Below are 19184 nucleotides of genomic sequence, written 5' to 3'. Positions count from 1 at the left end.
ACCGCCCATTTGCTGTGAACCGATATAACCACCGGGGCCCGGCGCGTTTACACCTCGGGTGGCGAGTCCCGACCGATGTGGATCGCCTGTCCCTCGATCGACTCAAACGCGGCGACGAGTCCGCCGACCCGGATCCTGTCGTCGCCGGTATCAACGAGCAACGAGGCGACCGACTCGTTTTCGCGGAACTCGATGTCCTCGACGGCTCCGCTGATCACAACCGGCTCGCCCGTTTGGGTGTCTCGTCCCTCGACAGTTGCATAAAAATCCCCGCCGAGGTCGCGGATATCCTTGACCGCTCGGCGGATCGAGGCGTATCGCCGCGGAAACGCCCGCTCGGTCGGCGTCGTCGACAGCGTTTCGGCGGTCGTCCACAGGACGGTCTCGAAAAAGCCTGAGACCAGAAAGCCCAGCGCGGAGCGACTGAAGATCACACCGTAGCGATCCCGGTCATCACGGAGGGCATCCTGGGTCGCGTAGATCGAATCCGTGCCGTCGGCGACCGCAATCACCGGTGTCGTGATCCCCTCGCGGGCCCGAACGGTCGTTGCGACCGCCTGATACTCAAAGTCCGCCGGATCAGGGGCCTCACGGGCGGGCGTGAGCAGGAGTTCGATGCTGACGCCGCTATCGATCTGGTCGCCCAACGTTTCTTCGAACTCCGCCAGCAGCGATGGCGTCAGCGACAGCGTGAGCTCGTCGGCCGCGCTTTCGATGATCTCGGTGAGATAGCGAATGATCGTCGCCCGCGATTTGACCAACGACACCGCCTCGGTGTCCCGGGCCGGCGCGGTGTACCGGGCGGTAAGCTCGTCGACGAGCTCGGTAAACGACGACTGGAGGTCGCCGAAGGCCGTTTCGGGGTCGATGGCGACGACCTGCATCGGCCGTGACTCCCGGAGCTCAACGAGGGAGCGATCTGAGAGGCTGCGAACCGTATCGTAGACCCGCGGTTGAGGGATATCGGTGCGGTCGGCGATCTCGCTGGCGGTGAGCTCCCCGTGTTCAAGCACGGCAAGATAGGCGTCGATCTCGTACTCGCCGAGATTGAACCGCTCGCCGACGTGTTCTAGGGTCATCCGGAGGTCATCTGCCATACTGATCTGTTAGCGCCTGTGTGTATGAAATTTACTCTTTACTGAGTTGCACCTTGTTTCGGAACACAGTACTTCTGGCAGGGGTAGACGTTGCAGGCGAGATCGCAGGGGACAAGCCTTTTTCGCGGCGGCGGAGAGTTCCAGCCAATGACGACTCCCCAGCCGGCGGGGGCCACGGAGGCCGCAGCCGCCGAGGTGGCCGCTGTGTTGCTGCCGACGTGGCTGCAGTTCCCCGGCCACCGGGTTATCGCCGCGCTACTCGTTGTCGCCCTTGGCGTCTCGCTGTCGAAGGTGCTTGTGAGCCTTTTGGGGCGGCCGATCGCCCGTCGGTTTGAACGCCAGAGCGTCGCCCAGATCGTCTTAGGTGGCGTTCGTGCCACCACGATCGCCGTCACGCTCATTATCGCTGGCTCGCTTGTCGGCCTCCAGATCGGCAACATCGTCCTCTCGGTGACTGTCTTCTCGGCGGTCGTCGGGATCATCCTCGCACCGATCGTCGGCAACGTGCTCAACGGCATCTTTGTGCTGGCCGACCAGCCCTTCGAGATCGGTGATATGATCGAACTCGATGATGGCACCCGCGGCTTTGTCGACGATATCACGATCCGCTATACCAAGGTCGTCACCCTTGACAACACCTTTCTGGTGATTCCAAACGGCAACGTCCGCGACCGGGATGTGACCAACTACTCCGCGGAGGACGAACGCACCCGCCTCTCGCTTGACGTGTTGGTCACCTACGAGTCCGACATCCCGGAGGCCCGCCGCCAGATGGAGTTGGCCGCCCGAGACACCGACGACGTGATCAACGGCGGCCCGGATATCCGGGTCGGCAGCGCGCGGTACCCCGCCACCCCCAGCTGTTTCATCGCTGATTTCGCCGACAGCGGCGTGTTGCTTCGGTTGCGCTACTGGCTAACAAAGCCCTATAAGATCGCTACTATCGAATCCGCGGTTCGAACCGCGATCCGCCAGCGGTTCATCGACGCCGAGGCCACCCTTGGGATGGCTTACCCCCACCGGCAACTCGTCTATGCTGATCGCCCACGAACTGATCCGGCTGAGAGCCGCTCCGAGGAGCCGCCGGCAGCCGAGTCAACCGCCCCAGTTGGTGACAACGCCGCTTCGGACTCATCGACTGACAACGGCTAACCCGAGGGTGACAATCCCGTTCGCTCGGCTACGGATAGGGATGGTACGACCGATCCAGCCGTGGTTCGAAACCCATTGATTCCGGCACCGAACGAGCGCGCTCGCCGAAATACGGGGCTCCGGTAAACAACGGCTGGGCTGCCGGTACTACGGCTCGAACCGCCTCAAACCCAAGGGCGTCGATATCCCGGGTCGTCAGCCGCGCGGCGTAGGCGTCGAGATCAGCCGCCGACAGCCGATCACAGACGGCCCTCAGTTCAGCCGCACCCGTCACCGCCGGCTCGCCAACCCCCTCGGCCGGTATCCGACTGTCGGGGTCGACAAACGACTCGGCGGCCGCCGGTAGATCGGCGTACTCGGCGATCGCACCGCCCTGGTCAGCGGCCATCTCCGGGCCCATCGTCCGTAGTTCCATCCAGTTTTGGAGGGCCTCAGCGAGAGCCGACCGTGCCGCGGAAACCGGATCAAGGGTGGCCCCCGAGCCAACGGCAAACCGGGGCCACGCATCGTCGCGATGGACGGCGGCGGCCACGACAGGCACATCGACATCCTGTGTGACAAGCAGCAGGGTGACACTCAGTGACTCAGCCCGTGCTCGCTTGGTCAACTCGTCGACAACGTCGTCGTCAACTGCCAGCCCCAGCGGCTCGAACGTCGAGTACCACGCAAGCATCGTCGCGTCGCGTTCGATCACCTCATACAACCCCGCGAGCACCGCCTCTATCGGCGAGTTTCCAAGGCCAAGCCCGGTCGTGATCGCCGGGCGGTATCGTTGCGTGGGTGGCGGAAACCACACAAACTCCGCCGGCAGCGACACCGCCTCGCCGTCCGGCAGCGATCGCCCGTCGATCCAATCGATCCGGTGGGCTGGCTCCGGGTGGTCGAATCCGTCAGGGCGCACAAACCGACGCGGCGAAATGGGGGCAGCCAGCGTCCGTTCCGAGCCACGGGTCGCTGCTCGCGTTCGATACACGCCGGCACTGTATCGCTCAAGTGCCTCACCGATCGCCTTCATGTAGGCCCGATCCCAGTCAGGGTCGACCCCAGCGGCGAGGTCAGCGGCCGCCGTGTCGCTAAAGCCCGTGGTGTCGGCGATATCGGCGATGTAATAGGGCGCTGGGAACGACTCGCGCTCGCCGACGGTTGTGACGAGGCCGACCCGCTCGTCGACAGCGCGCTCGGCTCGCGTTAACGCGTCGTCGACAGCGACGCTGCGATGGGTCAGCGGAAGCGACCGTGAGACCGCCCCGTCACTACCACAGTCACAGTCCGGCACCGACAGCAGGTGCCGCTCAGGGCCTGGCAGCTCTCTGATCGTGCCGCCGGTCGTCTCGCCGGCTAGTAGCGAAATGAGTCGGTTGCCGGCGATAGCTCCGGCCAGCCGCACCGTGCTGCGATCGCCACAGGGGCTCTCACCGGATGCGTCCTCGTGGGCACCGACCCGGTAGGTTAGACAACGATAACAGGCTGTGTCGGGGCCGAACGTCGTCACCGCCGCGTCGATATCGGCGATCGGGTAGCCGCCGAGGCCACCGATCTCAACGGCGACCCAGCGGTCGAAGTGATCGGTTGCCACCGGAAACACCTCGGCACCAGTCGGGGCGACGACCGCCCCGGTTGCGGGCAGCGAGGCGGTCTTCTCGCTGAGGGCTGTCGGCTCGATCTGGCGGACGGTGCCGTCGATATCCTCGGCGGCGGCTGCGATGGCATCAACAGCGGGGCCGCGACCACAGACCGCGAGTTCCATACGTCGGCCACGACGGCCCAACGCAAAAACGGGTCGACTCCGGGCGCTTAGCTGAGGATGTCGGCGGCAGCGGCAGCGAGATTGTCGGCCGGGGCCTCCCGCAGTCGGTCGTCGCCGAGTTGGAGACGGAGCCGCGGCCGTCCGACATCGATCGGAACCTTCTCGGTTGTGATGACACCGGACTCCTCCAGTCGACTCTTTGTTCGTGAGAAGGTAGCCTTACTGGCGATCCCGACATCCTCACCCCACTTTGAGATGTCGTACAGCAGCACCTCGTTTTTCGCGGCGATGAGCAGTGAGATCGTCACCTCATCGAGGCCGTCGCCGTCACCGCGGGCTGTCTCAACTGAGGCCAGCAGCTGATCGAAATCCTCGCGGCTGGCCGCGCCGATCTCCTCGGCCAGCGTGGCTCGGATCTGTGAGATCGCTGGGGTTCGCAGCTGGAAGGGATCGGCTGCTGCCCACTGATCGGTGATGCTGTCCCGGGTTGTCTCGACGAACTCGGTGTCGTCGGTGCGGAGCCCGGCGACCTGTTCGCCCGCGGCGACGACGGCTGTGACCGCCTTCTCGGTGAGAATCAGTGAGTTCGTGGTTGGTGCCTCAAGCGTTCGCACCGCAAGCGAATCATCGTCGAGTAGATCCGCGGTGCGGCTGGCAACCAGAAAATCCCCAAACGTCGCTTTGAGCGTGTCCTCAGCGGCCAACAACCGCAGTTGCGGGAGCGTGGTAGTGTTACTGGCGACATCGACGACCGCGGTGATCGTTTCCGGGGTTGGATCGACAATCCAACAGCCATCCGTCGTCGCGGCCAGTGCCGTTGTGAGCAGCTCACGGCGGTCTTCTGTATGCGTGTTCGACGCCATCCTGATAAGTGAATTAGGGGCGAAGCCACACTTAATATTATCGACGACTACAGCGTTCATTACTCGATTTTTGGCTAATTTAACCAGCAAATAGTGCTAATAAATCTCCGTTGTTGCCCCTTCTACCAACCGGCGGGGTAGCCCTGTACAGACACACTTATTGGCCTGAACACCCCCGTTTCAGTATGGACTACGAGCAGGTTCGTGCGGTCGATCCGGCGGTCGCAGACGCGCTCGAAGGCGAGGATACTCGCCAAGAAGAGACGCTGGCGATGATCGCAAGCGAGAACCATGTTAGTAAGGCCGTCCTGGAAGCACAGGGTAGTGCGCTAACCAACAAGTACGCCGAGGGGTATCCGGGGAAACGCTACTACGCCGGCTGTGAGTACGCCGACGAGGTCGAAGAGCTCGCTATCGAGCGCGCCACGGAGCTTTGGGGGGCCGAACACGTCAACGTCCAGCCCCATTCGGGCACACAGGCCAATCAGGCCGTTTACTTTGCGACCCTCGACCCAGGTGACAAGATCCTCTCGTTGGATCTGACACACGGCGGCCACCTCAGCCACGGCCACCCCGCAAACTTCGTCGGCCAGTTCTACGAGGTCGAACAGTACGAGGTCAACCCCGAAACAGGGTATCTCGACTATGAGGGGCTCGCTGAGATGGCGGATACATTCGAGCCGGATATGATCGTTTCGGGGTACTCCGCCTATCCACGTGAGGTTGAGTGGCAGCGGATTCAGGATGTCGCCGACGACGTTGGAGCCTACCACCTCGCCGACATCGCTCACATTACCGGGCTCGTCGCCGCCGGCGTCCACCAGTCACCGGTCGGTGTCACCGACTTCGTGACAGGATCAACCCACAAAACGATCCGCGCCGGTCGCGGCGGGATCGTGATGACCAGCGAGGAACACGCCGACGACATCGACAACGCGGTCTTCCCCGGCGGACAGGGCGGCCCGCTCATGCATAACATCGCCGGCAAGGCCGTCGGCTTCAAGGAGGCACTCCAGCCGGAGTTTGACGAATACGCCCAACAGGTCGTCGACAACGCCGATGTGTTGGCTGAGACGTTTGCCGACCACGGCTTTGAGCTTGTCTCCGGCGGTACCGACACCCACCTCGTGCTCATCGACCTCCGGGAATCACATCCTGATCTGCCGGGCAGCCCAGCCGAAGACGCCCTTGCTGAGGCCGGGATTGTCCTCAACGCCAACACCGTCCCGGGTGAGACGCGCTCGCCGTTCAACCCCAGTGGTATCCGCGCCGGGACGCCGAGCCTGACGACCCGCGGATTCGATGAAGAAACGATCGCGGAGGTCGGTGACCTGATCTATCGCGTTGTCGACAACCACGACGACCAGCGTGTCATCGATGAGGTCAGCGAGCGGATCGACGAGCTCTGTGCGGCCTATCCGCTGTACGAGTAACGCGACCAACGCTGTCACCCCCGCCGTCTGACCTGCGTCTGACGGGTTCTTATTAGTACGCCACTATTTCACCCGACGTGTACCTGTTTCCCGCCCATGGGGGCGTCGGGCGGCAGCACCACACGCTGCAACGATGACCATCTCGCAGCTATGAGCTCCACACCCTGTTCCACCGGCGACCGCTCACTCGGCGATTCATCGTCGCCACCCGAGGAGGCAGCGCTCTCGACAACTGAGGAGGTATCGCCATCACACGCTGGGACTGACCGAGCCGCCGATCACGGGGGAGAGTTTGCGTTCGATCCAGATCTCGAACACCACGATCCGGTCGTCTCTCTCACCGAAGCCTACGAGCGTGGCGACCTCACAGCCTCGCTGTTAGAGCAAGCGGAGGTCGAATCGCTGAAAAGATTTGTCGTCCGCGCCGAAACCGGGGCCTTTGAGGTGCGATCAAATCCCGATCTGGAGGCCGCTGTCCGAATCGCTCGGTCGATTATTCACGAGCGACACCAGAGATAACCACACATCGAAGGTTATCGGTGTTTGAGCGATCAGGATTCGTCGCCGCCCAACAGCGTTGATTGGAGCGTCTTGCGCCACTGTGAGAGATCGTCGAGTTCGGCTTCAATATCGGTGATGCGCTCGCCGACATCACCCTCCTCGGAGAGTCGGTCTTCGAGCGTTGCCACGTCGCTACCGATGGACTCGATCTCCGCGGACAGCGAGGAGAGTTCCTCGGCGTGCTCATCGAGCGTTGCCGCCAACTCCGCACGGTGGTCGTCGGACGCCTCGAAGCCAGCGTCGACCTCCTCGCTGAGATCGCTCAGCGAGTCGGCGACACCGTCGACCTCGGCGGACACATCGGCGATATCGGCCTCGTTGTCCGCTGCCGTCTCCTCAACCGAGCCGATCGCCTCGTCGTGGGCGGCCGTCGTTTCATCGAGGTCGGCAATCGCCACGTCGTGGTGTTCCGTTGTTTCTTCAAGCGATTCGATGTCGTCGCCATGCTCCTCGGTTGTCTCGTCGAGCGTTTCGATCTCCTCGGCGTGAGCCGCAAGCTTGTCCGACAGGTTTGTCTCAACGGTATCGATCTCCTCGTCGATCGTATCGACCCGATCCTGTACCGCATCGATCCCGCCGCGCTGGGTTTCGAGTGTGGATTCGATGCTGTCGATGGTTTTGTTGTTGCTCCACAGCTCGTCTTCAAGCTCGTTGACATCGTTTTCGAGTTCGGTCAGCGCCGCATCGTGGGAGCGCGTCTCCGACTGGAGGGCACTAACATCGGCCTGCATCGATTCGAGCTCCTCCCGGGTGGTTTCGATGATCTCGCTGCCGGTGCCGTTCTCGCTGAGGAACTCCTCTAAGGCCGAGGTATAGGCTTGAAGCTTACTCAACTCGGTTTCCAGCCGCCGGATACGGGCCTCGTATTGGCCGCTGCCGACGGAGGCCTTCTCGACGGTTTCTTTGATCCCGTTGATGCTGTCGAGGAGTTCTTGGCCGATCGCTGACTCGGCTTGCGCTGCCGCCGCAACGACATCAGCCTCGTCGGTGTCGGACAGTGCCGGCTCCTCATCGGCTGTTGCGGCTGGTACCTCTGGCGTCTCGTCGGCGTCCGATTCCTCGACAGCCGCCTCGTCAGCCGGCTCTTCGGCCGCTTCCTTGTCAGCTGCGTCCTCGTCTGGGGGTGTCGCCGATGTCTCGGTCTCGGCTGGGGCCGTATCTGCCTCGCCGGGCTCCTCGCTGGCAGCGTCAGATTTCTGATTCGGGGACTGTGCGTCGTCGGTGGTGTCGGCTGTGTCGTCGGTCATAGATTGCGTAGGTGTGGTGGTGTCCTCGGCTGGCGATACGTCGTCGGCCGTCGAACCGGTCTGTTCGGCTGACGATACGTTGTCTGTCTGTTCCTCGGGTGGCAGTTCGACGGCGGCCTCGTATCGATCGCGGGTGTCTCTCACGAAGGCGACCCGGCTGTCAGTTTGTGCGGCGACCTCGGCGTTTGACAGCGACGGATTCCTCAGCATGACGCGAAGCACGTCGGCTTCGGCCTCGTCGATCAACGCGTCGTCGGGATGCAACGGCTCGGCATCGGTCGCTAACTCGACACTGTCGTCGGTGAGCGACGCCGACCTCTCGGCACCGTCGCCTGTTGTCTCGGCACCAGATTCCGCACCACTCCCAATCTCACCGTCGCTATCGCCGGTATCGACCGCCACGCCGTCGACAGCGGTTGTCTCGACAGCAGATTCTGTCTCGGTATCGCCGGCATCATCGTCAGCTCGCTCGACATCGTCATCGCCTGCTTCCTCGTCGTCATCGACGCCCGACGCCGCGGCAGTATCCTCGCTGTCGTCGACCGCACTCGATGCATCGGTTGAAGCCGCCGTCGCCGCAGCTGTTTCGTTGTCGGTGCTGGCACCATCGGGATCGGTAATCTCGATCTCCGGTTCCTCCATCCACTCGCTGAGGTTCGATTTCAACGCCCCCTCGTAGGTGTAGGCGGTACGAACCCCGTCGCTGTCGATCCGGGTGCTGAAGACGAGGTGATCGTCCTCGATCGTCCACGCCAGATCATCGTCGGCTCTGGAGGCGACGCGGTCGGCGTCGGCGACAGCCGGGATCGCCTCCCGGATGGTGACAGTCTTCGGCCCCGGCGACCACAACCGGATGTAGTACTCGATGCCGGCTGGGCCGTCGTCGAAGTCCTTGTACGACTTCGTTACCGTGATGTCGTCTTTGTTTATCGGCTCCATCGCTCTGTCATTAGCATCCGCTACCGAACGAGTGTACTTAGTAGTATACCTTCCCCGAGAACCGTCTCCCGTGGCGTGGTACGGCCATCGATCAAGCAGATGTTACTCCGGTCGTCGTCGGATGGGTGCTACGGACGCGGTGCCAGCAGCGCTATAGCTTCGCGTGCCGCTGGGCTGCGTCCGCGCGGGACTCACCACCTGATAGCCGGCCACCACAGCCGGTGATCGCCCGCCGTCACGCTCTTCGTGGTGGCTATCGAATCCCCGGTAGCAGTGGCTACGACGGGACTGAACGCAGCCCGAACGAGGACGGGTTCGCCATGACGTTTGACGCCTTCACCGACGCCGACAGCGACGACGCCGACGCGCGGATTATCCTCCATGTGGATATGGACTGCTTTTATGCGTCGTGTGAACGCCTCCGTGAGCCCGCGCTTCGCGGCGAACCCCTTGTCGTCGGGATGGGCTATGAGGCCGGCGAACCCCACGGCGCGGTCGCGACCGCGAGCTACGAGGCCCGCGACCACGGGATCGAAAGCGCCCAACCGATCAGTCAGGCGCTTGCGGTGCTCCCGCGGGCCGCTGAGACCAACGCGGATCCGGCCTGCCACTACCGCTCTGTCGACCTTGATTTCTACGAGGAGGTCGCCAGTGAACTGAAAGAGATCCTGCACGATTGCGCCGACGTTGTTCGTGAGGTCAGCATCGACGAGGCATATCTCGATGTGACCGACCGCACGAGTTGGGGGCTCGTTGACGACGGTGACGCCGATGCCGGTAGCGACGATGGCGGTGCCGACGACCCACGCACGATCGCGGAGGGGTACGCCCGACACGTCAAACAGCGGATCAGCCGCGAGGTCGGCGTGCCAGCCAGCGTCGGCGTCGCCCCGAACATGGCGACCGCAAAGATTGCCAGCGATCACGACAAACCCGACGGGCTGACCGTCGTCCGGCCTGCCGAGGTGGCAGCCTTTCTCGGGCCGCTGCCGGTGGCGGCGATCCACGGCGTCGGCCCGGTGACCGAACGTGAGCTCGCCGAGCTGGGCATTGAGACCGCCAGCGACCTCGCAGCCGCCGATCCGACCGTTCTTGTCGACCGCTTTGGTGAACGCGGCCGTGAACTTATCGCCCGCGCCCGTGGCGACGACGACCGCGAGGTGACACCAACCGGTCGCCCCAAAAGTCTCTCCAGAGAGTCGGCGTTCACCGAGACCACCGAGGAGCCTGCGGCCAAACGCGAACGGGTCAGCGCGCTTGCGGCCGATGTCGCCGCCCGCGCGCGGAGCCGCGACGCAATGTACCAGACCGTCGGGATCAAGATCGTTACCCCACCGTTCGATGTTACCACGCGTGCCTCCTCGCTGTCCGGGCCGGTCGACGATCCCAACCTTGTCGAATCTATCGCCCTTGAGTTGCTCGATGAGTTTGTTGACGCGCCGGTTCGCAAACTCGGCGTTCGGGTCTCGAATCTCAGCTTTGCCGCGGGTGAGCAGGTCAGACTTGATGGGTTTGACGCCGCATCCCTCGCCGGCGAGTCTGTTGATGACGCCAATGGCGTCGCCGCCGCCGGCTGGGCAGACCCCGCTCCTGTTGAGCACGCTGTCGACACCGACGCTCAACTCACCGATTGGATCGATGACGAAAGCGACGGTGGAGGCACTGATGACACAACACAGCCAGCCACAGACGACGACGGGCAGTCCTCGCTCGGATCGTTCGACTAACGTCAGACGCCCGGCTGACACCACCGACAACAGGAACTATGTGGGCTCACACAGACGAATAGGTAAATGAGCAGCGAGGAAACCATCACGGTCGCGGACGTGAGCGCTGGCCCTGGCGGCACCGACGCCATCACCTCCGGGACAGCCGTCGAGTTGCCGGTCGTCGACCTCCTCACGGGCCGTGGCTTCATCACAGGCAAAAGCGGCAGCGGGAAATCAAACACAGCCTCGGTGATGCTGGAAAATCTCCTTGACAACAACTTCCCCGTCCTCATCGTCGACAGCGACGGGGAGTACTACGGGCTCAAGGAGGCCTACGAGATCCTCCACGTTGGGGCTGACGAGGAATGTGATATTCAGGTCACCGCCGATCACGCCGAGAAGATCGCCTCCTTGGCCCTCGAAGAGAACATCCCGATCATTCTTGACGTCTCGGGGTATCTCGACGACGAGGACGCCAACGAACTGCTCTTAGAGACCGCTCGCCACCTCTTTGCGAAAGAGAAGAAGCTCAAAAAGCCCTTCCTGTTGGTCATCGAGGAGTGCCACGAGTACATCCCCGAACAGGGCGGGATGGGCGAAGCCGGCAAGATGCTGATCAAGATCGGCAAACGCGGCCGGAAACACGGCCTCGGGATCGTCGGCATCAGCCAACGTCCGGCTGACGTGAAGAAGGACTTCATCACACAGTGTGATTGGCTTGTCTGGCATCGACTCACGTGGCGCAACGACACCAAGGTCGTCGGGCGTATTCTTGGCTCGGAGTACGCCGACGCCGTCGAGGAGTTGGCTGACGGCGAGGGGTTCCTTGTCGCCGACTGGTCGGACGATATTCGCCGGGTACAGTTCCATCGCAAGGAAACCTTCGACGCCGGGGCAACCCCCGGCCTTGAGGATATCGAACAGCCGGAGCTCAAATCCGTTAGCGACGATCTGGTCTCTGAACTCACCGATATCTCCGACGAGAAGGCCCGCCGAGAAAGCGAGTTGGCTGACCTCCGTCAGGAACTCGACAAGAAGAACGCCCGGATCAGCGAACTGGAACGCGAGCTTGCGGAGGCCCGCGACCTGAGCCGGATGGCCGACCAGTTTGCCCAAGCGATGTTGCAACGATCCGAAGCCGCCTACCGTGGCCCCGACGAGCCCGCCGACGCGGAGACAGACACAGCATCCACCGACAGCACGCCGACTGACACCGCGGCGAACGGGGCTGAGATGACGGCTGAGGGTGTTTTCGGCGATGATCTCACGCCGGCTGATTTCGCCAACGCGGTTGCCGAAGCCGCAGAAGACGACGCCACGGCGGCTGAAGCTATCGCCAACGAGGCGACCAGTAGCGACGACAGCACGGACGAGACAGCATACGACGGCTCGGCCCCGATCGATCCCCAGCCGGTCGATCCCTCGGAGGTAACTGGCCCCGAGGAAACCACAGGGTCGACCGGTGGAAGCGCGCCCACGTCGACGCGGTTCGGCACCGTCACCCGCAGCGATATCGCCGAGGAGGCCATGGAGTTTGTTGAGGCTGTCGAACACGGCACCCGCGAGGCGGTCGTCACAGAACTCAAAGACCGCATCGCCGACCTGCCGCTGCGATCGGTTGGGATGTTAGAACACTACCGCGAGGGTGGCGAAAGCGACCCTGTCTCAGCACATATCGCCGCTGGTGGTGACGACGACCACCAACTCGCCTACAGCCGCAACCGGCCGCTCCGACAGTCACAGCTGATTCGACACGTTGGTGAAGGCCGCTACCGGTATGCGATCCCGGAACTCATCCGGGAGGCCTACGCTGATACGCTCACCGACAGCGAGCTGTCGACGATGGTACAAGCGGTCGAAGCCAGCTTTCTCGATGACGTCTCTGAGCCAGAATAAGCCGGGCGTCGCTTAGAGCCCGGAGACGAGATCTTCGAGGGCGGCCCGCGGATCGTCGGCTTTGGCGACGCCGCTGGCCAGCAGGATGCCCGAGGCACCGAGCTCTTCGGCGGTCGTCACGTCGTCACCGGTTGAGATCCCCGCGCCACAGTAGACATCGACGTCCTCGTCAACGCCGCTGGCGGCGGCGACAGCGTCGGTGACGATATCCGGATCGGCCGTGGCGACCGACACATCGCCGCCGATGAGCGCCGGCGGCTCGACGGCGACCGAATCAGGTTGGAGCGCGGCGGCGGCGGCGATCTGATCCGGGTTGTTCGCACAGACACAGGTTTCCAGGCCGGCGCGTTCGGCGGCCCGTACCGCGGCGTCGATGTCGGCGAGCTTGCGGCGGTTTTCCGAGTGGTTGAGCAGCGTCCCCTCCGCGCCGGCCTCGGCGACGGCCTCCGCGAGGGTGCTGCCGGTGAAGCTGCCGTAGCCGTTCGGCGAAACATGTTGGGCCCACGTTTCGACGCCGGTGTCGGCGACGGACTCGAGGTGGGCGGCCTGCGGCGAGACAGCGATACGGACGCCGGCGTCTTCGGCGACATCGCGGGCGGCGGTGGCGACTTCGATCGGATCACACGGGTACGCTTTCAGGTTCACCAAGATGAACATACTCCACCGTTTGTCGCCGGGGTGATATAGCTTCATCTTTCTGCCGTCGGCCCGACCTGTCAGAATCGTTCACAAATTATCAAATACCTCCCGTGGTAAGGTGACTGATAGTAGGGATGTCGTTGCAAGAGCTCATCGCGGATATCGAAGCCCGCACGATGACGCTGACAGTTATTAACACACCTGAGTCCATCGTCGACGATCTCCGCGAACAGTATGCGGATCGACATCTCACCATCGATACCCGAAGGCTCTCAGAGGAGCCCGAGCAGTTCGCGATCCTCAGTCGCGAGGATGCCTTTGTGACCGCGGTTTCCTTAGATGACATCTACCGGCCACCGGCGGCGGAGCAGTCGATAGCGGCAGGTGTCGACCGAAGCCCGATCCTCGACCACCTCGATGAGACGCTGTTTACCTCCTACTCGATCGAGGATATGTTCATGGCCTCCCGGGAGATCGAAGATCGCGCCTGGCGGATCGGCAGCGGCGAACTCCACGCTGGGTTTCAGACGCTATCAGTACTCGATGACCAGACAGACACCTACAACCAACTTGGCGAACACACCGCACTGTCGGTACATACCTACGCTGCACCCGTCAGCGACAGCCCAGTCGTGCCCGATCACGAATCGTACACCCTCCATATTGAACACGACGAGGAGATCCAGAAGACCTGGTTTGTCGCCTACGACGGCGATGGCGTCGATGAAAACATGTGCGCGCTGTTGGCTGAGGAGCGCGGCGACCGGGAGTTTTTCGGCTTTTGGACGTACGATCCGACGACTGTTGAGTATCTGATCGGCTACCTGAAAACGGCGTACGGCGATGTTGCCTCGATGGCCGATCTCGACGTCGACGGTGACTCACACGCCGTCTGAGCCGCCCGCGATCAGTCCTTTCGTTCGACCACATCGCCCAGCGTCATCGACCCGGTGGACTCGCCTGACCACTCGGTGTCGTCGACATCAGCCCCCTCGGTAAGCGTGATATCAAACGTCGATTCGAGCTTCTTGCGAACCTCGTCGCTTGGGAGCACGTCGCCGCCTTCGAGCTTCCGGATGAGACTTGCCTTCTCGTTGAGGTTGTTGGCGAGTTCCTCTTGGGTAAGCCCCTCACCCTCGCGGGCCTCCCGGATGCGGTCGTCGTAGTCGGTGGCGATCTCATCCATATCGTCAAACATGTCTTTCCGGCGTTGATTCGACGAGCCACCCGAGCTGCCCGTCGATCCTGTTGAGGTGGCACCGCTGCTCCCGCCCGAGGAGCCGGAGCTACTGCTTGAGGTCGAATACTTGCTTGACCCCGACGACGAAGATTCGGTTTTAACCGCCGTCCCGAACTCCGTACACTCGTCACAGAGTTCCAGTTTCGCCCCTTCGACTTTCGTGGTGGTAAGCGACGACTGCTCGGCACCACACATCTCACATTGGGCCATACGAACCGATACCGTATCGCCCGGTATAAACCATGCGCCGTCGGCGGCTTACAGATCGTTCCACGCGCCCCAGAATCGCTGGGCGGCGGTGAGATGGCCGATGAGCGTAAAGAAGGCCAACAGCAGTTCGACAACCCCATAGCCTGCCACAACTGGGCCGCTGACAACGGCGGCGGCGACACCGGTGAGCCCGATCAGCGCCAGTCGATCGGCCCGCCCGACGAGGCCGCCGTAGGCCCGCCCGAGGCCGACCGCCTGGATCTGCGTGCCGAGATACGAGGTCATCAACACGCCGGTCACAGCGAGAAAGCCGAGCGCGAAGTTACCGACACCGGCCGCGAGCCCGCCGATGATCGTCAGGTCTGCATAGCGGTCAATCACGTGATCCAAGAGGTCGCCGCCGGCGGAGGCGGTCTCCTGTTGGCGGGCGAGCGCGCCGTCGATCAGATCCAGCCAGCCGTTGGCGAAAACGAAGCCAGCACCGGCGGCGTAGAACAGCGGCTCGGCGACAACGAAGGCCCCAGCCGCGGCGACCGCGACGCCCAACGAGATGACGCTGACGCTGTTCGGTGTCAACCCAACCCGATCGGCTCCGGTGACAAACGGCGTCAACAGCCGGTCAGCGACGGGACGGAGGCGGTCGAGCGTCATTCAACGAGATACCCCGTGAAGTCGATCTCGCCGACACCGGGCTCGCGGTTGCCGTGGCGGACGGCAGCGATCTCGGCGGCGACCGCACTCGGCTCGCGATCGGTCGTGTCGATCTCGTAGACGGCCTCGCGGCCGTGTTGGTCGACCGCCTCCGAGAGCACGACATCCAGCGCCTCGCTTTCGGCGTTCTCGCGGGCTTTTGCCGCGGTGTCGCCGCGGTCACGCAGCCGGCGTTCGAGTTCGTTCGGTTTACACCGAAGAACGACGACGCGGTCGGCCTCAACGTGGTGAGCAAGGTGTGATTCGACGATCCCGCGCCACTCCCCGAGATGCTCTTTGACCGCCTCGAGATCGGTTACCAGCGAATCGCGCTCGGCGTCACGCTCACCGTAGAGATCGAACTCACGGATCACGTCGTTGAGGTGGATGATCTCCGCGTCAGTGTCGCCGGTGAGCTGTTCGGTCGCGGTCGTTTTGCCGGTGCCGGGCGTGCCGGTGACGACCAGTGTTTCGGCTACCTTATCGCCGGCTGTCGAGCCGGTCGTTGTTGGGTCATCTGTCATCGCCGGATCCGTGGTCGTGGCCGGCTCCTCTGTCACGTCGTCGTCACCTCGGCGACGATCTCGTTGAGCGTCTCGACGGCCGTTTTCGTCTGCTCGCGGGTGCCACAGGAGATCCGAACACAGCCCGGCAGCCCGAAGCTACCGCAGTCCCGAATGATGACGCCGGCGCGCTGGCTGGCTTCGGCGACGCGGCCGGCGTCGCCAACGTCAGCCAGCACGAAGTTTGCCGCGCTGTCGAAGGTCGGAGCGTCGAGGTTTTTATGCATGTACTCGCGGGCCCACCGAGCGGAGTCGACCGACTGCTCGACATGGTCGTCGTCATCGAGGGCCGCCAACGCGGCTCGACAGGCGACCTCGTTGGCCGCAAATGGTGTGTTGACGCGGGCGTAGGCGTCAGCCCACGATTCGGGGACGGCCGCGTAGCCGATTCGCAGCCCGGCGAGGCCGTAGGCTTTCGAGAAGGTTCGCAGAACGGCAAGGTTCTCAAACGCACCCAACAGACCGATACTGCTCGGCTCCTCGGAGTACTCGCCGTACGCCTCGTCGACGACAACGAGCGTTTCGTCGTCGACCTCGCCCAGCAGCGTCCGGATCTCGTCGCGCGTCCACTCGCTGCCGGTCGGGTTGTGCGGCGAGGTGATGTGGACGATCCGCTCGCCGTCGTACGAGTCGAGAACGAGATCGGCCGTCTGGGCGAAGCCGTCGGCCTTCGAAAGCTCGTACTCGGTGATCTCGCCGTGGTGGTGGCGTGTGCTCATCCGGTAGTACGAGAAGCCCGGATCGGGGACGAGCACCGACTGCCCTGGGTCAAGCATCGCGCGGGAGAGATAGTCGATCGCGCCGTCGGCACCGGGCGAGACCCAGATCTGCTCGTCGGCGACGCCCCACTTTGCGGCGAGTTTCTCGGCAAGATCGGTGTGGGACGCCTTTGGATAGACATGAAGGCCATCGTCGGCCTGTTGATAAACAGCGTCGACGGCTTTCGGACTGGAGCCGTGTGGATTCTCGTTGGAGGAGAGTTTGATAAGCTCGGCCGGATCGAGCCCGAGATCGCGAGCGACTTCCTCGATCCCCCGGCCCGGCACGTACGGGCTAGTGGCGGAGAGATCCCGTGGTTGCATACCCGTGTGGAGCGGCCCGCGGGACTTAAGCGTGCTTACACGGGGGCGGCTGAGAGGGGATGCACTGATCGCTGGTAGGACTGCTCTTGCTATCGATACTCGTCGATCCACTCGCAGAACGCCTCGAACTCTTCTGCGCCAGCATCGTCGGCAATGTCATGGAGCGTCCCGATGCTGATCGAATCGTGGGTCGTGACAGTTACAACGCAGGCGTCAGTCTGTTCGTGATCTTCAAAATATTGAGCGAGTCCGTGACAAACACCCGAATCCGCATCAGGAAGAATATCGTTGTTACGCCGACGATCTCGACGCCGAGATGCAGCATCCTGTAGTCAACGGAACCAGAAAAGGCTGCAAAGCGGGCAGTAAAAACTCTGAATCGGTATTGAGTGCGAATTCAGCCGTCGATCGAATCGAGCTTTTGCACCAGTTTTGCATACATACTCGGTGAACAGTACCACCCCGCTTCGATCATCTCGTCAATCACCGTTCGTGCTGTCTCAACACTGAGTACCTGCTGGTCAGCAAGGTGCAACACAAGATATGCGGTGCCGCGAGTTGTGACACCCTCAGTGGCGGCGACATCACGGCCGTAGGTTTCATCCATCACAGCGATGCCATCATGTTCGAACGCACACGCAAGCACTGCACAATCAGCGTTGCTGAGCTTCGGATTTCGGCACAGCCGCTGGAACACACCAGCCTCATCGACTGATTGTACGGTGAACGTCTCATCGTCGACACAGTGTTCGATCCGCCGAGCATCCGGATAGCCCTCTTCGATGCCTGTCTCAACGACCTCGGTATAAACCTGATCTGGGATGACACACGAATCGTCGAGCGCTGAGATCAGTGTGAGTTGGTCGACTTTTGCGAGATAGATGAGTGGCGTTGCATCAAAGACCCACATTCAGAGCGCCTCTAGGTCGTCATCGAGATGGTCGTCATCGACCCACGTGATGTCGTGCTCTTCGGCTAACTGAGCAAAATCCCAGACAGACATCTCTGCGAGTTCGGCCGCCTTGCTGAATGTCACCGTCCCATCGGACAACTGTTCGAGTGCTTGTTGTCGACGCCACTCTTCGAGGCTCTCTGAGAGTAGTTTGCGGACAGCCGTACTTCGGTCAAGATTCTCGTCTTCCAGATATGTCTCAAGCTCTGTCTCTAACTCATCCGGCACCCGCGCGGAAATTGTCCCCATGCTGTTTGCTATGTTTGCAATGTATACAAACGCTTCGGTCGGATATACGAAGGACTCTCCGTGTTTGTTTTCGTTGCGAATCCGCATTATCCCCCTCTAAGGGATCACCACGTCGTGTTCCAGCGTCCCGATCCCCTCGATCGCAACCTCCACATGATCGCCATCTGAGAGTGCGCCGACGCCAGCTGGCGTCCCTGTCGAGATCACGTCGCCCGGCTCTAAGGTCATGTACTCCGTGATTTCCGCGATCAGCTCCGCGACTGAGAAATAAAACTGGTCGATCGTCGCGTCCTGTTTGGTCTCGCCGTTGACCCGAAGTTTGATGCTGGCGTCGTCGGGCACCTCATCGGGCGTCGCTATCACCGGGCCGAGCGGTGCGGCGTTGTCAAAGGCCTTCCCGCGCACCCAGTTCTGTTCGCGGTCTTGGTCGTCGCGGTTCGAGAGATCGTTGAGACAGGTATACCCGCGAACGACATCAAGCGCGTCGGCCGCGGCGACGTTGCGGCACCCCTCGTCGATAACGACCGCAAGCTCGGCTTCCCAATCGATCCGCTCCTTCCCTGCAGGGAGCGTCACCGTCGACTCGGGGGCGGCGACGGCGTTTGGCGGTTTGAGGAACAACAGCGGCCGATCCGGCACGTCGGCGTCGCGTTCGGCGGCGTGGTCAGCGTAGTTGCGGCCGACACAGATGAGTTTCGTCGGCTCACAGGGCGGGAGGAGGTCGACGCTGTCGCGGGCGTGCTGTTGGTCGCCGAAGGCGACGGTGTCGTTGGTGGCGGTGCCCTGCCGGATGGTACCGGATGGATCACGGAATCTGACGAGATGCATACCGGCTGTCGTGGTGGTGAGCAAAAACGTGTTGTGGTCACCGCGGCTAGTGTTCAAAAACGTAGTTTTGTGAGGGTTGCAGACATA

The 19184-nt window shown here is 62.6% G+C and carries 18 protein-coding genes; 6 read left to right on the top strand and 12 right to left on the bottom strand.

Annotated features, from left to right (window positions below; translation table 11 throughout):
* Nucleotides 1–47 precede the first annotated feature (47 nt).
* On the bottom strand, nucleotides 48–1097 hold the full coding sequence (gene trmB, locus DP106_RS04565) for an HTH-type sugar sensing transcriptional regulator TrmB (protein WP_120083690.1): 1050 nt from the start codon (nucleotides 1095–1097) through the stop codon (nucleotides 48–50).
* Nucleotides 1098–1244: 147 nt separating this feature from the next.
* Between trmB and DP106_RS04560 the strand changes: the two genes are divergently transcribed.
* The gene (locus DP106_RS04560) at nucleotides 1245–2249 is read left to right on the top strand and encodes a mechanosensitive ion channel family protein (protein ID WP_120083688.1); all 1005 of its coding nucleotides are present in this window, start codon (nucleotides 1245–1247) and stop codon (nucleotides 2247–2249) included.
* Nucleotides 2250–2277: 28 nt separating this feature from the next.
* Here the strand turns inward: DP106_RS04560 and DP106_RS04555 are convergent, their stop codons facing one another.
* Both DP106_RS04555 and tbsP read right to left on the bottom strand, forming a co-directional pair.
* Nucleotides 2278–3996, bottom strand: a complete 1719-nt coding sequence (locus DP106_RS04555; RefSeq protein ID WP_120083687.1) for a YcaO-like family protein — start codon at nucleotides 3994–3996, stop codon at nucleotides 2278–2280.
* 47 nt (nucleotides 3997–4043) lie between these two features.
* Nucleotides 4044–4859 carry a transcriptional regulator TbsP gene (gene tbsP / locus DP106_RS04550; RefSeq protein ID WP_120083686.1) on the bottom strand — a complete coding sequence of 272 codons (816 nt, stop codon included), beginning with the start codon at nucleotides 4857–4859 and terminating at the stop codon, nucleotides 4044–4046.
* 185 nt (nucleotides 4860–5044) lie between these two features.
* Here tbsP and glyA point away from each other — a divergent pair, with 185 nt between their 5' ends.
* Complete coding sequence (gene glyA, locus DP106_RS04545; RefSeq protein WP_120083685.1) at nucleotides 5045–6292, top strand: serine hydroxymethyltransferase; 1248 nt, start codon at nucleotides 5045–5047, stop codon at nucleotides 6290–6292.
* 150 nt (nucleotides 6293–6442) lie between these two features.
* The gene (locus DP106_RS04540) at nucleotides 6443–6811 is read left to right on the top strand and encodes a hypothetical protein (RefSeq protein WP_120083683.1); all 369 of its coding nucleotides are present in this window, start codon (nucleotides 6443–6445) and stop codon (nucleotides 6809–6811) included.
* 32 nt (nucleotides 6812–6843) lie between these two features.
* On the opposite strand, the gene DP106_RS04535 is transcribed toward DP106_RS04540, so the two are convergent.
* Nucleotides 6844–9039: a coiled-coil domain-containing protein gene (locus DP106_RS04535; protein ID WP_120083682.1), complete on the bottom strand. Its 2196-nt coding sequence runs from the start codon at nucleotides 9037–9039 to the stop codon at nucleotides 6844–6846.
* A gap of 320 nt (nucleotides 9040–9359) precedes the next feature.
* On the opposite strand from DP106_RS04535, the gene DP106_RS04530 reads away from it, so the two are divergent.
* On the top strand, nucleotides 9360–10766 hold the full coding sequence (locus tag DP106_RS04530; RefSeq protein WP_120083725.1) for a DNA polymerase Y family protein: 1407 nt from the start codon (nucleotides 9360–9362) through the stop codon (nucleotides 10764–10766).
* A gap of 66 nt (nucleotides 10767–10832) precedes the next feature.
* The gene (locus DP106_RS04525; RefSeq protein WP_120083681.1) at nucleotides 10833–12644 is read left to right on the top strand and encodes an ATP-binding protein; all 1812 of its coding nucleotides are present in this window, start codon (nucleotides 10833–10835) and stop codon (nucleotides 12642–12644) included.
* A gap of 12 nt (nucleotides 12645–12656) precedes the next feature.
* Here DP106_RS04525 and tpiA read toward each other — a convergent pair whose 3' ends face one another.
* On the bottom strand, nucleotides 12657–13301 hold the full coding sequence (gene tpiA, locus DP106_RS04520) for a triose-phosphate isomerase (protein ID WP_120083723.1): 645 nt from the start codon (nucleotides 13299–13301) through the stop codon (nucleotides 12657–12659).
* Nucleotides 13302–13417: 116 nt separating this feature from the next.
* Between tpiA and DP106_RS04515 the strand changes: the two genes are divergently transcribed.
* Nucleotides 13418–14179: a DICT sensory domain-containing protein gene (locus tag DP106_RS04515; protein WP_120083679.1), complete on the top strand. Its 762-nt coding sequence runs from the start codon at nucleotides 13418–13420 to the stop codon at nucleotides 14177–14179.
* 11 nt (nucleotides 14180–14190) lie between these two features.
* On the opposite strand, the gene DP106_RS04510 is transcribed toward DP106_RS04515, so the two are convergent.
* The 7 genes from DP106_RS04510 to DP106_RS04475 all read right to left on the bottom strand — a co-directional run bounded on the left by DP106_RS04510 (nucleotide 14191) and on the right by DP106_RS04475 (nucleotide 19097).
* Nucleotides 14191–14733, bottom strand: coding sequence for a multiprotein bridging factor aMBF1 (locus tag DP106_RS04510; RefSeq protein WP_120083678.1), 543 nt, complete (start codon nucleotides 14731–14733; stop codon nucleotides 14191–14193).
* Nucleotides 14734–14781: 48 nt separating this feature from the next.
* Entirely contained in the window at nucleotides 14782–15384 is a 603-nt protein-coding gene (locus DP106_RS04505) for a CDP-alcohol phosphatidyltransferase family protein (protein ID WP_120083677.1), read from the bottom strand.
* On the bottom strand, nucleotides 15381–15947 hold the full coding sequence (locus DP106_RS04500) for an adenylate kinase family protein (RefSeq protein ID WP_120083721.1): 567 nt from the start codon (nucleotides 15945–15947) through the stop codon (nucleotides 15381–15383). Before DP106_RS04500 ends, DP106_RS04505 begins: the two co-directional genes overlap by 4 nt.
* Nucleotides 15948–15979: 32 nt before the next feature.
* On the bottom strand, nucleotides 15980–17068 hold the full coding sequence (gene hisC, locus DP106_RS04495; protein WP_120083675.1) for a histidinol-phosphate transaminase: 1089 nt from the start codon (nucleotides 17066–17068) through the stop codon (nucleotides 15980–15982).
* Nucleotides 17069–17465: 397 nt separating this feature from the next.
* Nucleotides 17466–17978: a DUF3368 domain-containing protein gene (locus DP106_RS04485; RefSeq protein WP_120083674.1), complete on the bottom strand. Its 513-nt coding sequence runs from the start codon at nucleotides 17976–17978 to the stop codon at nucleotides 17466–17468.
* On the bottom strand, nucleotides 17979–18269 hold the full coding sequence (locus DP106_RS04480) for a UPF0175 family protein (RefSeq protein ID WP_120083720.1): 291 nt from the start codon (nucleotides 18267–18269) through the stop codon (nucleotides 17979–17981).
* 96 nt (nucleotides 18270–18365) lie between these two features.
* Nucleotides 18366–19097: a fumarylacetoacetate hydrolase family protein gene (locus tag DP106_RS04475; protein ID WP_120083673.1), complete on the bottom strand. Its 732-nt coding sequence runs from the start codon at nucleotides 19095–19097 to the stop codon at nucleotides 18366–18368.
* Nucleotides 19098–19184 lie beyond the last annotated feature (87 nt).

Origin of the sequence: Halonotius pteroides (assembly GCF_003605635.1) — an archaeon.
GTDB classification, from domain to species: domain Archaea; phylum Halobacteriota; class Halobacteria; order Halobacteriales; family Haloferacaceae; genus Halonotius; species Halonotius pteroides.
The sequence above is the reverse complement of the archived record's forward strand: the minus strand, read 5'-3'. Positions and strand labels throughout refer to the sequence as shown.

Excerpts from the sequence above, each read along its gene's own strand:
- glyA (WP_120083685.1), top strand. The coding sequence starts at position 5,045 with ATGGACTACGAGCAGGTTCGTGCGGTCGATCCGGCGGTCGCAGACGCG.
- DP106_RS04500 (WP_120083721.1), bottom strand. The coding sequence starts at position 15,947 with ATGACAGATGACCCAACAACGACCGGCTCGACAGCCGGCGATAAGGTA.
- trmB (WP_120083690.1), bottom strand. The coding sequence starts at position 1,097 with ATGGCAGATGACCTCCGGATGACCCTAGAACACGTCGGCGAGCGGTTC.
- hisC (WP_120083675.1), bottom strand. The coding sequence starts at position 17,068 with ATGCAACCACGGGATCTCTCCGCCACTAGCCCGTACGTGCCGGGCCGG.
- DP106_RS04505 (WP_120083677.1), bottom strand. The coding sequence starts at position 15,384 with ATGACGCTCGACCGCCTCCGTCCCGTCGCTGACCGGCTGTTGACGCCG.
- tbsP (WP_120083686.1), bottom strand. The coding sequence starts at position 4,859 with ATGGCGTCGAACACGCATACAGAAGACCGCCGTGAGCTGCTCACAACG.
- DP106_RS04540 (WP_120083683.1), top strand. The coding sequence starts at position 6,443 with ATGAGCTCCACACCCTGTTCCACCGGCGACCGCTCACTCGGCGATTCA.
- DP106_RS04485 (WP_120083674.1), bottom strand. The coding sequence starts at position 17,978 with ATGTGGGTCTTTGATGCAACGCCACTCATCTATCTCGCAAAAGTCGAC.
- DP106_RS04560 (WP_120083688.1), top strand. The coding sequence starts at position 1,245 with ATGACGACTCCCCAGCCGGCGGGGGCCACGGAGGCCGCAGCCGCCGAG.
- DP106_RS04525 (WP_120083681.1), top strand. The coding sequence starts at position 10,833 with ATGAGCAGCGAGGAAACCATCACGGTCGCGGACGTGAGCGCTGGCCCT.
- DP106_RS04535 (WP_120083682.1), bottom strand. The coding sequence starts at position 9,039 with ATGGAGCCGATAAACAAAGACGACATCACGGTAACGAAGTCGTACAAG.
- DP106_RS04515 (WP_120083679.1), top strand. The coding sequence starts at position 13,418 with ATGTCGTTGCAAGAGCTCATCGCGGATATCGAAGCCCGCACGATGACG.
- DP106_RS04480 (WP_120083720.1), bottom strand. The coding sequence starts at position 18,269 with ATGGGGACAATTTCCGCGCGGGTGCCGGATGAGTTAGAGACAGAGCTT.
- DP106_RS04510 (WP_120083678.1), bottom strand. The coding sequence starts at position 14,733 with ATGGCCCAATGTGAGATGTGTGGTGCCGAGCAGTCGTCGCTTACCACC.
- tpiA (WP_120083723.1), bottom strand. The coding sequence starts at position 13,301 with ATGTTCATCTTGGTGAACCTGAAAGCGTACCCGTGTGATCCGATCGAA.
- DP106_RS04475 (WP_120083673.1), bottom strand. The coding sequence starts at position 19,097 with ATGCATCTCGTCAGATTCCGTGATCCATCCGGTACCATCCGGCAGGGC.
- DP106_RS04555 (WP_120083687.1), bottom strand. The coding sequence starts at position 3,996 with ATGGAACTCGCGGTCTGTGGTCGCGGCCCCGCTGTTGATGCCATCGCA.
- DP106_RS04530 (WP_120083725.1), top strand. The coding sequence starts at position 9,360 with ATGACGTTTGACGCCTTCACCGACGCCGACAGCGACGACGCCGACGCG.